The sequence below is a fragment of the Hydrogenophaga pseudoflava genome, assembly GCF_031020795.1.
In the GTDB taxonomy this organism is placed as follows: Bacteria; Pseudomonadota; Gammaproteobacteria; order Burkholderiales; family Burkholderiaceae_C; genus Hydrogenophaga; species Hydrogenophaga pseudoflava_A.
The window spans coordinates 219,040-233,728 of sequence record NZ_JAVHJP010000003.1; the positions used below are offsets into that span (position 1 = coordinate 219,040).

13 protein-coding genes are annotated in these 14,689 nt (G+C 69.8%); 11 read left to right on the plus strand and 2 right to left on the minus strand.

What is annotated here, in order from left to right; genetic code table 11:
• Position 1 precedes the first annotated feature (1 nt).
• The 5 genes from gudD to RCO38_RS10600 all read left to right on the plus strand — a co-directional run bounded on the left by gudD (position 2) and on the right by RCO38_RS10600 (position 6,123).
• Positions 2 to 1,327, plus strand: coding sequence for a glucarate dehydratase (gudD, locus tag RCO38_RS10580; protein WP_308328278.1), 1,326 nt, complete (start codon positions 2 to 4; stop codon positions 1,325 to 1,327).
• Positions 1,324 to 2,865: a galactarate dehydratase gene (gene garD / locus RCO38_RS10585; protein ID WP_308328279.1), complete on the plus strand. Its 1,542-nt coding sequence runs from the start codon at positions 1,324 to 1,326 to the stop codon at positions 2,863 to 2,865. The genes gudD and garD overlap by 4 nt, the downstream gene beginning before the upstream one ends.
• 64 nt (positions 2,866 to 2,929) lie before the next feature.
• Positions 2,930 to 3,898 carry a Bug family tripartite tricarboxylate transporter substrate binding protein gene (locus RCO38_RS10590; protein ID WP_308328280.1) on the plus strand — a complete coding sequence of 323 codons (969 nt, stop codon included), beginning with the start codon at positions 2,930 to 2,932 and terminating at the stop codon, positions 3,896 to 3,898.
• Positions 3,899 to 3,917: 19 nt separating this feature from the next.
• A complete protein-coding gene (locus RCO38_RS10595) occupies positions 3,918 to 5,054 on the plus strand; it encodes an L-talarate/galactarate dehydratase (protein ID WP_308328281.1) in 1,137 nt (378 codons plus the stop codon).
• 13 nt (positions 5,055 to 5,067) lie between these two features.
• Positions 5,068 to 6,123 carry an aldose epimerase family protein gene (locus RCO38_RS10600; RefSeq protein WP_308328282.1) on the plus strand — a complete coding sequence of 352 codons (1,056 nt, stop codon included), beginning with the start codon at positions 5,068 to 5,070 and terminating at the stop codon, positions 6,121 to 6,123.
• A 5-nt stretch (positions 6,124 to 6,128) separates the two neighbouring features.
• Here RCO38_RS10600 and RCO38_RS10605 read toward each other — a convergent pair whose 3' ends face one another.
• Both RCO38_RS10605 and RCO38_RS10610 read right to left on the minus strand, forming a co-directional pair.
• Positions 6,129 to 7,166 (minus strand): response regulator transcription factor, encoded by a 1,038-nt coding sequence (locus RCO38_RS10605; protein ID WP_308328812.1) that lies wholly within the window; start codon positions 7,164 to 7,166, stop codon positions 6,129 to 6,131.
• Positions 7,166 to 10,627 (minus strand): hybrid sensor histidine kinase/response regulator, encoded by a 3,462-nt coding sequence (locus tag RCO38_RS10610; RefSeq protein ID WP_308328813.1) that lies wholly within the window; start codon positions 10,625 to 10,627, stop codon positions 7,166 to 7,168. The genes RCO38_RS10605 and RCO38_RS10610 overlap by 1 nt, the downstream gene beginning before the upstream one ends.
• A gap of 221 nt (positions 10,628 to 10,848) precedes the next feature.
• On the opposite strand from RCO38_RS10610, the gene RCO38_RS10615 reads away from it, so the two are divergent.
• From RCO38_RS10615 to RCO38_RS10640, 6 genes are read left to right on the plus strand one after another with little or no spacing between them, the layout of a single operon-like run.
• Entirely contained in the window at positions 10,849 to 11,151 is a 303-nt protein-coding gene (locus tag RCO38_RS10615) for an urease subunit gamma (RefSeq protein WP_308328283.1), read from the plus strand.
• A 15-nt stretch (positions 11,152 to 11,166) separates the two neighbouring features.
• On the plus strand, positions 11,167 to 11,328 hold the full coding sequence (locus RCO38_RS10620; protein WP_308328284.1) for a hypothetical protein: 162 nt from the start codon (positions 11,167 to 11,169) through the stop codon (positions 11,326 to 11,328).
• Positions 11,329 to 11,338: 10 nt separating this feature from the next.
• Positions 11,339 to 11,644, plus strand: coding sequence for an urease subunit beta (locus tag RCO38_RS10625; protein ID WP_308328285.1), 306 nt, complete (start codon positions 11,339 to 11,341; stop codon positions 11,642 to 11,644).
• A 2-nt stretch (positions 11,645 to 11,646) separates the two neighbouring features.
• Positions 11,647 to 13,365, plus strand: a complete 1,719-nt coding sequence (ureC, locus tag RCO38_RS10630) for an urease subunit alpha (protein WP_308328286.1) — start codon at positions 11,647 to 11,649, stop codon at positions 13,363 to 13,365.
• A 20-nt stretch (positions 13,366 to 13,385) separates the two neighbouring features.
• Positions 13,386 to 13,985, plus strand: coding sequence for an urease accessory protein UreE (ureE, locus tag RCO38_RS10635; RefSeq protein ID WP_308328287.1), 600 nt, complete (start codon positions 13,386 to 13,388; stop codon positions 13,983 to 13,985).
• A complete protein-coding gene (locus tag RCO38_RS10640) occupies positions 13,948 to 14,682 on the plus strand; it encodes an urease accessory protein UreF (RefSeq protein WP_374694542.1) in 735 nt (244 codons plus the stop codon). The genes ureE and RCO38_RS10640 overlap by 38 nt, the downstream gene beginning before the upstream one ends.
• Positions 14,683 to 14,689: the final 7 nt, after the last annotated feature.

The following is a 14,689-nucleotide window of genomic DNA, read 5'->3' on the forward strand; positions in this document are numbered from 1 at the left end:
CATGACCGCACCGATCGTCCAGTCGATGCGTGTGGTCCCGGTCGCCGGCCGGGACGGCATGCTGCTCAACCTGTCGGGCGCGCACGCGCCCTTCTTCACCCGCAACATCGTCATCGTCACCGACAACGCGGGCCACACCGGCCTGGGCGAGGTGCCGGGCGGCGAGAAGATCCGCCAGACGCTGGAAGACGCGCGGCCTCTGGTCGAAGGCCAGACCGTCGGCAACCTGCAGGCCATCCTGAACGCCATGCGCGTGAAGTTCGCCGACCGCGACAGCGGCGGCCGCGGCCTGCAGACCTTCGACCTGCGCACCACCATCCACGCCGTCACCGCGGTGGAATCGGCCCTGCTCGATCTGCAGGGCCAGCACCTGGGCGTGCCGGTCGCCGCCCTGCTGGGCGAAGGTCAGCAACGCGACGCGGTGCAGATGCTGGGTTACCTGTTCTTCGTCGGCGACCGTCTGAAAACGGACCTGCCCTACGCGAGCGAACCCGACAACGCCGACGACTGGTGCCGCCTGCGCCACGAGGCCGCGATGACGCCCGAGGCCGTGGTGCGCCTGGCCGAAGCGGCGCAGAAGCGCTACGGCTTCCAGGACTTCAAGCTCAAGGGCGGCGTGCTCGCCGGTGACGCCGAGGTGGACGCGGTGACCGCGCTGCACGAACGTTTCCCCGAAGCGCGCGTGACGCTGGACCCCAACGGTGGCTGGCTGCTGAAGGACGCGATCCGCCTGGGCGAGAAGATGCGCGGCGTGGTCGCGTACGCCGAAGACCCCTGCGGTGCCGAAGAGGGCTTCAGCGGCCGCGAGGTGATGGCCGAGTTCCGCCGCGCCACCGGCCTGCCCACCGCCACCAACATGGTCGCCACCGACTGGCGCCAGATGGCGCATTCGCTGGCGCTGCAGAGCGTGGACATCCCGCTGGCCGACCCGCACTTCTGGACCATGGCCGGTTCGGTGCGCGTGGCCCAGACCTGCCGCGACTGGGGCCTGACCTGGGGTTCACACTCCAACAACCACTTCGACATCTCGCTGGCCATGTTCACCCACGTGGGCGCGGCCGCGCCGGGCAAGGTCACGGCCATCGACACCCACTGGATCTGGCAGGACGGCCAGCGCCTGACGAAAGACCCGCTCAGGATCGAAGGCGGCTGCGTGCAGGTGCCGAAGAAGCCCGGTCTCGGCATCGAGATCGACATGGCCGAGGTCGAGAAGGCCCACCAGCTCTACATGCAGCACGGCCTGGGCGCACGCGACGACGCCATCGCGATGCAGTACCTGATCCCGGGCTGGACCTTCGACCCCAAGCGCCCCTGCCTGGTCCGATGAGCACCGTGCCGCGCACCATCCGCATCCACCCGACCGACAACGTGGCGGTGGTGGTCAACGACGGCGGTCTGCCCGCCGGCACCGCCCTGCCCGGTGGACCGACCCTGGTGCAGGCCGTGCCGCAGGGCCACAAGGTGGCGCTGGCCGACCTGCCCGCCGGCACCGCCGTGCGCCGCTACAACGTGGTCATCGGTCACACCGCAGTGGACATTCCCGCGGGCGGCTGGGTCAACGAACAGCGGCTGGTGATGCCCGCGGCGCGTTCGCTGCAGGGCCTGCCCGCGCCGCAACCACCGGCCGAGCTGCCGCCGCTGGAGGGCTTCAGCTTCCAGGGTTACCGCAACGCCGACGGCAGCGTGGGCACGCGCAACCTGCTGGCCGTCACGACCACGGTGCAGTGCGTGGCCGGTGTGCTCGAATTCGCCGTCGGGCGCATCAAGAAGGAGCTGCTGCCGCACTACCCCAACGTGGACGGCGTGGTGGGCCTGACGCACAGCTACGGCTGCGGCGTGGCCATCGACGCGCCCGACGCCATCATCCCCATCCGCACGGTGCGCAACCTCGCGAGCAACCCCAACTTCGGCGGCGAGGTGATGGTGCTCAGCCTGGGCTGCGAGAAGTTGCAGCCTGAACGATTGCTGCCGCCGGGCTCGATCCCGATTTCGGATGAGCGCCAGGGGCCGGACGTGGTCTGCCTCCAGGACGAGAAGCACGTCGGCTTCATGTCGATGATCGACAGCATCCTCACACAGGCCAAGGGCCACCTCGAACGCCTGAACGCGCGCCAGCGCACCACCTGCCCGGTGAGCGAACTGGTGGTGGGCGTGCAGTGCGGTGGCAGCGACGCGTTTTCCGGTGTCACCGCCAACCCGGCCGTGGGCTTTGCGACCGACCTGCTGGTGCGCGCGGGTGCCACGGTGATGTTCAGCGAGAACACCGAGGTGCGCGACGCGGTGGACCAGCTCACGCGCCGCGCCGCGACACCCGAGGTGGCCGAAGCCATCGTGCGCGAACTCGGCTGGTACGACGCCTACCTCGCGCGCGGCCAGGCCGACCGCAGCGCCAACACCACGCCCGGCAACAAGAAGGGCGGCCTGTCGAACATCGTCGAGAAGGCCATGGGCTCCATCGTCAAGAGCGGCAACGGCCCGATCCACGGCGTGATCGCCCCCGGCGAGAAGGTGACACAGAAGGGCCTGATCTTCGCGGCCACGCCCGCCAGCGACTTCATCTGCGGCACGCTGCAGCTGGCCGCCGGCATGAACCTGCACGTCTTCACCACCGGCCGCGGCACACCCTACGGTCTGGCCGAATGCCCGGTCATCAAGGTGGCCACACGCAACGACCTGGCGCGCCGCTGGCACGACCTGATGGACGTCAACGCCGGCCGCATCGCCAGCGGCGAAGCGTCGATCGACGAACTCGGCTGGGAGCTGTTCCACCGCCTGCTGGCCGTCGCCAGCGGCGAGAAAACCTGGGCCGAGAAATGGGGCCTGCACAACGACCTGGTTCTATTCAATCCGGCCCCGGTGACCTGAACCTGTTCCCCCAAGCCAGCGCCACGACTGGCCACTTCCTTCCATCCACCACGGAGACACCACCATGATCCAGCGCCGACACCTGATGGCCGCATCCACCCTGGCCGCCCTGCCCCTGGGCGCCTTTGCGCAGAGCGACTACCCGAACAAACCCATCAAGATCATCGTGGCCTTCCCGCCCGGGGGCACCTCCGATGTGATGGGCCGCATGGTGGCCGAGCCGCTGGCCAAGGTGCTGGGCCAGCCGGTGGTGGTCGAGAACGTGGGCGGCGCCGGCGGCGTGATCGGCACCGAGCGCGGCGTCAAGGCGCCCGCCGACGGCTACACCATCATCCAGACCGGTGTGGGCCAGAACGCCGTGGCCCACGGCCTGGACCCCAACCTCAAGTACGACTCGGTCAAGGACTTCATCCACCTCAGCCACGTGCACAGCGGCCCCAACGTGCTGGTGGTCAACGCCAACCAGCCCTACAAGACCCTGGCCGAGCTGGTGAAGGCGGCCAAGGCCAGCCCCGGCAAGCTCGACTACGGCTACACCCATGCGGCTTCGGGCCACATGGCGATGGAGCTGTTCAAGCAGACCGCCGGCATCTTCATGACCGGCATCCCCTACCGCGGCGGCGGCCCGATGATGACCGCGCTGCTGGGCAACGAGATCCCGATGATGTTCATCAACCAGGACGTGGCCCTGCCCCACGTCAAGGCCGGCAAGCTGCGCCCGCTGGCGGTCTCCAGCCTGCAGCGCAACAGCCTCTACCCCGACGTGCCCACCGTCGCCGAATCGGGCTACCCGGGCTTCGAGGCGCTGTCCTGGTCGGGCATGTCGGTGGCCAGGGGCACGCCCGCGCCCATCGTGGCGAAGCTTGAAGCCGCGTTCAAGGAGGTCATGACCTCGCCCGCCATCAGGCAGAAGCTGGAGAGCAACGGCTTCGTGGTGCCGGCGCAGGGCTCCAAGCCCTACACGGACTTTGTCGCCAGCGAACTGCAGCGCTGGACCAAGGTGATCAAGACCGCCGGCATCAAGCCGCAGTGACACAGGAGCCCGACGCCGCATGAGCACCACCGCCGACCGCATCGCCTGGATGCGCATCTCCTCCTGTTATCTGCCCCTGGCCAACCCGATCAGCGATGCCAAGGTGCTGACCGGGCGCCAGAAGCCCATGACCGAGATCGCGATGCTGTTCGTGGAACTGCAGACCGAGCAAGGCCATGAAGGCCTGGGTCTGAGCTACAGCAAACGCGCGGGCGGGCCCGGCCAGTTCGCGCACGCGCAGGAGATCGCACCGAACCTGATCGGCGAAGACCCGAACGACATCGCGCGCCTGTGGGACAAGCTGTGCTGGGCCGGTGCGTCGGTGGGGCGCAGCGGTCTGTCCACCCAGGCCATCGGCGCCTTCGACGTGGCGCTGTGGGATGTGAAGGCGCGCCGCGCGAACCTCTCGCTGGCCAAGCTGCTGGGCGCGCACCGCGAGTCGGTGCGCTGCTACAACACCTCGGGCGGTTTCCTGCACACGCCCATCGACCAGCTGAAGGTGAACGCCGCGGCCTCGGTGGCGCGCGGCATCGGCGGCATCAAGCTCAAGGTCGGCCAGCCCGACGGGCGCATCGACATGCAGCGCGTGCAGGCGGTGCGCGAGCACCTGGGCGACGGCGTGCCACTGATGGTGGACGCGAACCAGCAGTGGGACCGACCCACCGCGCAGCGCATGTGCCGCGCGCTCGAAGGCTTCAACCTCGTGTGGATCGAAGAGCCGCTGGACGCGTATGACCACGAGGGCCACGCGGCCCTGGCACAGCAGTTCGACACGCCGATTGCCACCGGCGAGATGCTGACCAGCGCGGGCGAACACTGGGACCTGATCCGCCACCGCGCGGCCGACTACCTGATGCCCGACGGCCCGCGCGTCGGCGGCATCACGCCTTTCCTGAAAGTGGCTGGCCTGGCCCACCACGCCGGCCTGATGCTGGCGCCGCACTTCGCGATGGAGCTGCACGTGCACCTGGCCGCGGCCTACCCGACCGAACCCTGGGTGGAGCACTTCGAATGGCTGGAGCCGCTGTTCAACGAACGCATCGAAATCGCCAACGGCCGCATGCGGGTGCCCACGCGGCCCGGCCTGGGCCTGTCGCTGAGCGGGCAGGCGCGGGCGTGGACCCGCGAGCGGGCCGAGGTCGGCGCACGGGTCTGACCACACGGCCTCGATGGCAGCGCCCACCCCTCTGAACCCGCAACGCTTCTTTGGCGAGGTCGGCGGCGACCCCGTCGCCCTCTTCCACCTGCGCCATGCGAACGGCATGGAAGTGGCTGTGAGCAACCTCGGCGCCAAGGTGTTGCAGATCCTCGTGCCGGATCGCGACGGCGTGCCGGGCGATGTGGCGCTGGGCTACGACAGTCTGGCCGCGCTGCAGGCCGGCGCGCCGTCCATGGGCGCCTTCATCGGGCGGTATGCCGGGCGCATTGCGCAGGCGCGCTACACGCTCGACGGCACGGCCTACACACTCGACGCCAACGCCGGCCCTCATTGCATCCACGGCGGCCCGAACGGGTCGCGCCACCGCGTGTTCTCGGCCCACCAGGACGCGCCCGACCAACTCACGCTGCGCCTGCGCTTCGAGCCCTCGGTGGACCGGCACCCCGGCATCGTCGACCTCACGCTCAGCTACCGCCTCACCGACGGCCATGCGCTGGTGATCGAACACGAAGCGGTGGCGGTCTGCACCGCCAGCCCGGCCTCGCCCGCGAGCTTCACGCCGCACATCTTCTTCAATCTCGACGGGCCGGGCGAGCGCCTGATCGACGACCACCACCTGCAGGTGAGGGCCGACCAGCTGCTGGCCGCCGACGCCGACAACGTGGCCACCGGTGAACGCGGGCCCCTGGACGGCCACGCGCTGGATCTGCGCCGGCCCCGGCGGCTGGGCGAGCTGCCCGACATCGACCACGCCTATGAGCTCGCCGGTTCGACCCACGGCGGTCTGCGACGGGTGGCCCAGGCCCACAGCCCGGTCTCGGGCCGCACCCTCGACGTGTGGACCACCGAACCCGTGATGCAGGTCTACACCGCAGGCGCATTGGGCACGGGCGCCGCGCCGGACATCGGCAAACACGGCGTGGTCCACCGCCCGCGCGCCGGCCTGTGCCTGGAACCGCAGCAGTACCCCAATGCCATGAACTGCCCGGGGTTCCCGCTCAACCGGGTGGGCATGGAAACGCCCTACCGGGCGCGCACCGAGTACCGCTTCGGCACGCGGGACTGAACGGGTCAGCCCCCCCGCGGCTGCAACAGCGGTACCCGGTTGATCGCCATCGCCGCCGCCGCGGTGCGCGTCTCCACCCCCAGCTTGGCGTGGATGCGCTCCAGGTGCTTCTTCACCGTCGCCGGGCTGGAACCGAGGATGTCGCCGATGTCGCGGTTGATCTTGCCCTTGACCACCCAGTACAGCACCTCCGCCTCGCGCGCGGTCAGGCCGAAGGCCTGTGCCAGCGCTTCGAGCACCGCGGCGTCCGAGGTCTCCTGCATCACGATCAGCCAGTCGCCGGGCTCGCCGTGGGCCTCGTCTTCGTCTCCGATCTGCTGGTGCAGCCGGAAGCTCAGGCGGCGGGGGCCGTGGGCTATGGTCAGGCGTGGTGGTTCGCGCAGCGGCTGGCCCGGCGCGGGCGGCGCGGCGAACTCGGGCAGCAGGCGCTCCAGCCACTGCAGCACCGGCGCGGGCGTCACCGGCGCCTCGGTGCCGAAGTAGCGCTGCAGCAGGTCGCGCGCCAGCGGCGTCTGCCACATCAGCCGGCCGTCGCGCGCACGCACGGTGATGGTGGCGTAGCCAAACGCGTCGAGCGCGTTGCGTGCCTGGCTGCGCTCCAGCGCGCCCTGGCGCGACTGGCGCGACTGGCGCAGGTGCACGCCCATGCGCGCCATCACCTCCCGCGGCTTGATCGGCTTGGTGACGTAGTCCACCCCGCCCGCCTCCAGCGCCGCGACCAGGTGCTCGGTCTCGGTCAGGCCGGTCATGAACAGGATGGGGATGTGCGCGGTCTGCGGGTCGGCCTTGAGCTGGCGCGCCACCTCGAAGCCGTCCAGGCCGGGCATCACCGCGTCCAGCAGCACCACATCGGGCAGAGCCTGGCGCGCGCGGCGGATGGCCGCCTCGCCGTCGAGCGCCACCAGCACGGTGTAGCCCGCATCGTCCAGAGCGTCGTGCAGCGGCGCGACGTTGTCGGGCACGTCGTCGACGATCAGCACCACCGCGCCGGGTTCGGCGGACAGCAGGGCGTCGGCGGAGGGGTGGTCGGGCGAGCGGATCATCATGCGGTGCGGTCGGTGGAAGGTCGGCCGGCGCCCAGCGGGAGCAGGCGCTGTTCAATGGCCTCGAAGCGGAACTCGCGCGCCAGCGCGCGCAGAGCGTCGGCGAACGCCGCCTGCTCGGGGTGGTCGGCCGCCCAGTCGTCGAGCCAGCGCATCACACCTTTGGCATAGCCCAGGCGCACCAGCTCCAGCAACGGCGAGAAGTCGTGCGCGGCGGGCGGTGGCGCCGCGGTGGCCGGCGCGGCCACCGTGTCGGTGGCCACCGGGGCATGCACCCAGCGCAGGCCCAGCTGTTGCTGCAGCCAGCCCGTGAGGTCGTCGCGCCGCACCGGCTTGACGAAGAACGCCTGATCGGCCGGCCGGCCATCGTTGGCATCGGCCTGCAGGCCCTTGTCGAAGGCGTTGGCCGACACCACCGCCATGGGCACGGCCGACCAACCCGCGGCGCGCAGCCGGCGCAGCGTCTCCCAACCGTCGATGCCCGGCATGGCCAGGTCCATGAACACCGCGTGCGGCGCGCGCTCGCTGTCCGGTGCCACGCCGTCGAGCAGGGCCAGCGCGTCGTGGCCGCTGGTGGCCAGCATCACCTCGAAGCCCAGCGGCTGCAGCCAGCGCGCGATGAGTTCGCGGTCGCTCTCTTCGTTGTCCACCACCAGCACGCGCCGGCGCGGGCCTTCGTAGCCGGTGACCGGTGCCGCCACAGCGGCCGGCCGCGTGGCCGCGCCGTGCAGGGCGGGCAGGAACAGGCGCACGCTGAACACCGTGCCCTGGCCCGGCGCGCTGCGCACCGTCATCTCGCCGCCCATCAGGTCGGTCAGCATCTTGGCGATCGTCAGGCCCAGGCCGGTGCCGCCCCCGGCGGCCGCCGAACCACCCTCGGCCTGCTGGCCGCGCGCGAAGGGCTCGAACACGCGCTCCAGCTCGGTGTTGCTCATGCCCGGTCCGGTGTCGCTGACCTCGAACACCGCCATCTCGCGCGCATGGCCCACCTTCAGCCGCACCTCGCCCTCGCGTGTGAACTTCACCGCATTGCCCAGCAGGTTGATCAGGATCTGGCGCAGCCGCTTTTCGTCGGCGCGCACCGCCTCGGGCAGGCGCGGCCCGGGCTCGAACACGAAGCGCAGGCCCTTGGCCGCGGCCTGCAGCTCGAACATGCTGGCGACCTCGCCCACGGTGTCGGCGAAGGCCATCGGCTTCACATCGAGCTTCAGCTTGCCCGACTCGATGCGCGCGATGTCCAGCGTGCCCTCGATCAGCGAGAGCAGGTGCTCGCCGCCGCGGTGGATCACGCGGATGGCCTGGGCCCGGTGCGGTGCCAGCTCGCGGTCTTCCTGCAGCAGCTGGGCGTAACCCAGGATGCTGTTGAGCGGCGTGCGCAGCTCGTGGCTGATGGTGCTGATGTAGCGGCTCTTGGCCTGGTTGGCCTGGTCGGCGACCTCGCGCGCGCGCTGCAGCTGCTCGTCGGTGCGGCGGTGCGACTCGATCTCCTGCATCAGCAGCCGGGTCTGCCGGTTGGACTCCTCCTGCGCCACCTCGCGGCTCTTGTGAGCCAGCACCAGCCACCAGGCCACCGTGGCCGCGATCAGCAGCAGCACCGCGTACACGCGCAAAAAGCCCGAGCGCAGCGCGGCGTCCAGCAGGCCCACATCGCCCACCGCGGCCACGCCCTGGCCCAGACCCTCGACCTGCTGCCGGTAGAGCAGCCCAAGCACCGCCGCCAGCACCGGCGCAATCACCAGCATCAGCAGCAGGTAGTGGGCCAGGCCGGCCTCCAGGTAGGGCCAGGCCCGCTGCGGCAGCACCGTGCGCAGCGCCGACTGCCACTGCACCGACAGCCGCGCGTGGGGTTTGCAGAGGTCGCCGCAGCGCGCGTCCAGCGTGCAGCACAGCGAGCAGATCGGCCCCTGGTAGGCGGGGCAGTGGGCCATGTCGGGGCCTTCGTAATCCCGCTCACAGATAACGCACTTCAGGACGCTCAGGCGCTGGTAGCGATTCGCCGCCGGGCCGCCCCAAGGCGAATCAGCCCCCTCGGGGGGCAGCGACCCGCGAAGCGGCGGAGCGTGGGGGTCAGCGCCTCTGGCGATGTAATAGCGCCCCTTCGTCGCCCACGCGATCAGCGGCGCCGTCACCAGCGCCGTCACCATCGCGATCACGGCCGAGAAGGCCTGCGCGCCGGCACCCATCAGGCCCATGTGGGCCGCGATCGACAGCGCCGAGGCCAGGCCCATCGCGCCCACGCCCACCGGGTTGATGTCGTACAGATGCGCACGCTTGAACTCGATGCCCTTGGGGCTCCAGCCCAGGGGCTTGTTGATCACCAGGTCGGCCACCACCGCCATGATCCAGGCGATGGCGATGTTGCTGTAGAGGCCCAGCACCTCGCCCAGCGCGCGGAACACGTTCATCTCCATCAGCATGAAAGCGATCAGCGTGTTGAACACCACCCAGACCACGCGGCCGGGGTGGCTGTGCGTCAGGCGCGAGAAGAAGTTGCTCCAGGCCAGCGAGCCGGCGTAGGCGTTGGTGACGTTGATCTTGAGCTGCGAGACCACGACGAACAGCGCCGTGGCCGCCACCGCCCAGCCGTAGTTCGGGAACACGTACTCGTAGGCGGCGAGGTACATCTGGTTGGGGTCGACCGCGCGCTCCACCGGCACCATGTGGCTGATCGCGAGGTAGGCGAGCAGCGCACCGCCCAGCATCTTGAGCACACCCAGCAGCACCCAGCCCGGACCGCCGGCCAGCACGCCCGCCCACCAGCGCCCGGCCCGCCCCCGTTGCGGCGCCGGCATGAAGCGCAGGTAGTCCGCCTGTTCGCCCATCTGCGTGATGAGCGCGATGCCCACCGTCAGCGCCGCACCAAACAAGTGCCAATCAAAGGCGATGCCCGCACCACTTTCGCCCCCGTAGTGCACCACATTGGAAAACGCACCCGGATCGAGCACCCACACCGCCACGAAGGGAACGACCATCATCACCAGCCACAGCGGCTGGGTCCAGACCTGGAAGCGGCTGATGATGGACACGCCGTAGGTCACCAGCGGAATCACCACGAGGGCGCAGATCAGGTAGCCCCAGGCCGGCGGGATGTCCAGCGCCAGATCCAGCGCGTAGGCCATCACCGCCGCTTCGAGCGCGAAGAAGATGAAGGTGAACGAGGCGTAGATCAGCGAGGTGATGGTCGAGCCGATGTAGCCGAAGCCTGCGCCGCGGGTGAGCAGGTCCATGTCGACGCCGTAGCGCGCGGCGTAGACGCTGATCGGCAGGCCGGCCAGGAAGATGATCAGCCCGGTCGCGAGGATGGCCCAGAAGGCGTTGACGAAGCCGTACTGCACCAGCAGCGTGGCGCCCACGGCTTCGAGGATCAGGAACGAGGCCGCGCCGAACGCGGTGTTGGCCACCCGCCATTCGCTCCACTGGCGGAAGCGCTGCGGCGTGAAGCGCAGCGCGTAGTCCTCCATGGTCTCGCGGCCGACCCAGCTGTTGTAGTCGCGGCGCACCTTGATGATGCGCTGGACCGGCTCGGGTCGCCCGGCCAGCGGATCGGTCGCGAGGTCGGATGGGGTGTTCACCCTGTGGTTTTCGCACCTTTCGTGCCATACGCCGGATGCCGGATAGGCAATGCCGCGCGCGGCGGCATACTGGTCCACCATCCCGGCACACGCCTTGCTCATTCCTGTCCATGGAACTCACACCCCGCGAAAAAGACAAGCTGCTGATCTTCACCGCCGCCCTGCTGGCCGAGCGGCGCAAGGCGCGCGGCCTCAAGCTCAATTACCCCGAAGCCGTGGCCCTGATCAGCGCTGCGGTGATGGAAGGCGCGCGCGACGGCAAGACCGTGGCCCAGCTCATGAGCGAAGGCCGCGCCGTGCTCACGCGCGAGGACGTGATGGAGGGCGTGCCCGAGATGATTCCCGACATCCAGGTCGAAGCCACCTTCCCCGACGGCACCAAGCTCGTGACCGTGCACACCCCGATCGCCTGAACCCCGGAGCCCCGCATGAAACGCCTCACCGCCCTCACCGCTGCCCTCACCACCCTGCCCGCCCTGGCCCACGACGGCCATGGCCTGTTCGGCAGCCACTGGCACGCCACCGACGCGCTCGGGTTTGTCGGCGTGGCCGCGCTGATCGGCTTCGCCCTCTGGATGTCCCGCAAATAAGGCCCGCCGCATGATCCCCGGCGAATACCTGATCGACGACGGCGAGCACGCCCTCAACCCCGGCCGCTCCACGCTCACGCTGGTGGTGCAGAACACCGCCAACCGCCCGGTGCAGGTGGGCTCGCACTACCACTTTGCCGAGACCAACGCCGCGCTGTCCTTCGACCGCGCGGCCGCGCAGGGCAAGCGCCTGAACATCGCCAGCGGCACCGCCGTGCGCTTCGAGCCCGGCCAGCAGCGCACCGTCGAGCTGGTGGACTTCGCGGGTGAGCGCATCGTGTACGGCTTCCGTGGCCTCGTGCAAGGAAAACTCTGACCATGGCCAGCATCTCCAAACGCGCCTATGCCGACATGTTCGGCCCCACCGTCGGTGACCGCGTGCGGCTGGCCGACACCGGCCTGCTGATCGAGGTCGAGAAGGACTTCACCCTCGCCGCGGGCGGCTACGGCGAAGAGGTCAAGTTCGGCGGTGGCAAGACCATCCGCGATGGCATGGCGCAGTCGCAGCGCACGCGAGCCGAGGGCGCCGTGGACACGGTGCTCACCAACGCGCTCATCGTCGACCACTGGGGCATCGTCAAGGCCGACATCGGCCTCAAGGACGGCCGCATCGCCGCCATCGGCAAGGCCGGCAACCCCGACACGCAGCCCGGCGTGGACATCGTGATCGGCCCCGGCACCGAGATCATCAGCTGCGAGGGCCACATCGTCACCGCCGGCGGCATCGACAGCCACATCCACTTCATCTGCCCGCAGCAGATCGACGAGGCCCTGGCCTCGGGCGTGACCACCATGCTCGGCGGCGGCACAGGACCGGCCACCGGCACCTTTGCCACCACCTGCACGCCCGGCCCCTGGCACATCGAACGCATGCTGCAGGCGGCCGACGGCTTTGCCATGAACATCGGCTTCCTGGGCAAGGGCAACGCCAGCCAGCCGGCGCCGCTGCGCGAGCAGATCGACGCGGGCGTGATCGGCCTCAAGCTGCACGAGGACTGGGGCACCACGCCGAGTGCCATCAGCAACTGCCTGGACGTGGCCGAGGAGACCGACACCCAGGTCGCCATCCACTCCGACACGCTCAACGAATCGGGCTTTGTCGAGGACACGATTGCCGCCACCAAGGGCCGCACACTCTGCGCCTTCCACACCGAAGGGGCCGGTGGCGGCCACGCGCCCGACATCATCCGTGTGGTCGGCGAGGCCAACTTCCTGCCTTCGTCCACCAACCCGACCATGCCCTACACCGTCAACACGCTCGACGAACACGTCGACATGCTGATGGTCTGCCACCACCTGGACGCGTCCATTCCCGAGGACCTGGCCTTTGCCGAGAGCCGCATCCGCCGCGAGACCATCGCGGCCGAGGACATCCTGCACGACATGGGTGCGATCAGCATCATGAGCAGCGACAGCCAGGCCATGGGCCGCGTGGGCGAGGTCATCATCCGCACCTGGCAGACGGCCGACAAGATGAAGTCGCAACGCGGATCGCTGCCGGAAGACAGCTCGCGCAACGACAACTTCCGCGTCAAGCGCTACATCGCCAAGTACACGATCAACCCGGCGATTGCCCACGGCCTCTCGCACATCGTCGGCTCGCTCGAAGTCGGCAAGTGGGCCGACCTCGTCATCTGGAAGCCGGCCTTCTTCGGCGTCAAGCCGGCGCTCGTGCTCAAGGGCGGCAGCATCGCCCTGGCCGCCATGGGCGACCCGAACGCCTCCATCCCCACGCCGCAGCCGGTGCACTACCGGCCGCAGTTCGGCGCCTTCGGCGGTGCGCTGGCCCGGGGCAGCCTGAGCTTTGTGTCGGCGTCGGCGCAGGCGGCCGGGGTGGCGCAGCGCTATGGGCTGGCCAAGACCACCGTGGCGGTGCAGGGCTGCCGCGGTGTCACCAAGGCCAGCATGGTGCACAACAGCTACCTGCCCAAAATGGAGATCGACCCCCAGCGCTACACCGTGCGCGCCGACGGCGTGCTGCTGACCTGCGAGCCCGCCAGCAAACTTCCGATGGCCCAGCGATACTTCCTGTTTTGATAGCAAAACAGGGAAGTCCAATGCTTCAAGTCTCCAAACTCGTCCCGCAGGGCAAGGGGCTGGCGCCGGTGCTGGTGCGCCGCGCCGCCACGGTCACCCTCGACTGGGATGTCCGCCAGAAGAGCCGTTTCGACGCCGAGTCGTCCGATGGCCGCCGCGTCGGCGTGTTCCTGCCGCGCGGCACCGTCGTGCGCGGCGGTGACGTGCTGGTCACCCAGGACGGCTCGCTGCTGCGGGTGAACGCCGCGGCCCAGCCGGTGCTCAAGATCACCGCCTGCACCGACCACCACCACGGGCACGACCACGACCCCGCCTTCGACCTGATGCGCGCGGCCTACCACCTGGGCAACCGCCACGTGCCCATCGAGCTGCGGCCCGATCACCTCAAGATCGAGCCCGACCATGTGCTGGCCGACCTGCTGCGCACCATGCACCTGAACGTGGCCGAGGTGCGCGAGCCTTTCGAGCCCGAGGGCGGGGCCTACGCCGCCGGTCATGGCGGTCACGGGCACAGCCATGGCCACGAGCACCACGGCCATGACCATGGGCACGCCCACCCCAGCCACGACCACGGACACGGTCATGGCCACCACCACGCGCATGGTCACGACCACGGCTGAAGCGCCGGCGACCGTGGCGGCCGGGCTGCTGCACACGCTGTGGCTGGCCTCGCCGGCCCTGCCGGTCGGCGGCTTTTCGTATTCCGAAGGATTGGAAGCTGCGGTGGACGCCGGGCTGGTGCGCGACGAGGCCAGTGCCGCCGCCTGGCTCGCCGACCAGCTGCAGCTCTCGCTCGCGCGCAGCGACCTGGCGGTGGTGGCGCAGGCCATCCCCGCGTGGCGGGCGAACGACCTGGCCCGCATCCGTGCGCTCAATGACTGGGTGCTCCGCACCCGGGAGACCCAGGAGTTCCGCCTGCAGACCGAACAGATGGGCCGCTCGCTGCAGGCCTGGGCGCAATCGCTGGGCGAGTTCGGCGGCGGCGTGCTGCAGCGCCTGCAGGCGGCGGATCTGCAGCCGCCCACCTACCCGGTCGCCATGGCCTGCGCTGCGGCGGCCTCGGGTGCGCCCCTGGCCGACAGCCTGGCCGGCTTCGCCTTCGGCTGGGCCGAGAACATGGTGCAGGCGGCCATCAAGTCGGTGCCGCTGGGTCAGAGCTCGGGCCAGCGCATGCTGGCGCGCCTGGTGACCGAGATCCCCGGCGCCGTGGCCTACGCGATGGCGCTGGGCGACGAAGACCGCCAGGCCTTCACGCCCCTGCTCGCCATCCTGAGCGCCCGCCACGAAACCCAGTACTCGCGACTGTTCCGATCCTGAAGACGCA

Coding starts and splice junctions, on each gene's coding strand:
- RCO38_RS10595 (WP_308328281.1), top strand. CDS start 3,918: ATGAGCACCACCGCCGACCGCATCGCCTGGATGCGCATCTCCTCCTGT.
- ureE (WP_308328287.1), top strand. CDS start 13,386: ATGCTTCAAGTCTCCAAACTCGTCCCGCAGGGCAAGGGGCTGGCGCCG.
- RCO38_RS10600 (WP_308328282.1), top strand. CDS start 5,068: ATGGCAGCGCCCACCCCTCTGAACCCGCAACGCTTCTTTGGCGAGGTC.
- RCO38_RS10620 (WP_308328284.1), top strand. CDS start 11,167: ATGAAACGCCTCACCGCCCTCACCGCTGCCCTCACCACCCTGCCCGCC.
- gudD (WP_308328278.1), top strand. CDS start 2: ATGACCGCACCGATCGTCCAGTCGATGCGTGTGGTCCCGGTCGCCGGC.
- RCO38_RS10610 (WP_308328813.1), bottom strand. CDS start 10,627: ATGGAGGACTACGCGCTGCGCTTCACGCCGCAGCGCTTCCGCCAGTGG.
- ureC (WP_308328286.1), top strand. CDS start 11,647: ATGGCCAGCATCTCCAAACGCGCCTATGCCGACATGTTCGGCCCCACC.
- RCO38_RS10615 (WP_308328283.1), top strand. CDS start 10,849: ATGGAACTCACACCCCGCGAAAAAGACAAGCTGCTGATCTTCACCGCC.
- RCO38_RS10605 (WP_308328812.1), bottom strand. CDS start 7,166: ATGATCCGCTCGCCCGACCACCCCTCCGCCGACGCCCTGCTGTCCGCC.
- garD (WP_308328279.1), top strand. CDS start 1,324: ATGAGCACCGTGCCGCGCACCATCCGCATCCACCCGACCGACAACGTG.
- RCO38_RS10625 (WP_308328285.1), top strand. CDS start 11,339: ATGATCCCCGGCGAATACCTGATCGACGACGGCGAGCACGCCCTCAAC.
- RCO38_RS10590 (WP_308328280.1), top strand. CDS start 2,930: ATGATCCAGCGCCGACACCTGATGGCCGCATCCACCCTGGCCGCCCTG.
- RCO38_RS10640 (WP_374694542.1), top strand. CDS start 13,948: ATGGCCACCACCACGCGCATGGTCACGACCACGGCTGAAGCGCCGGCG.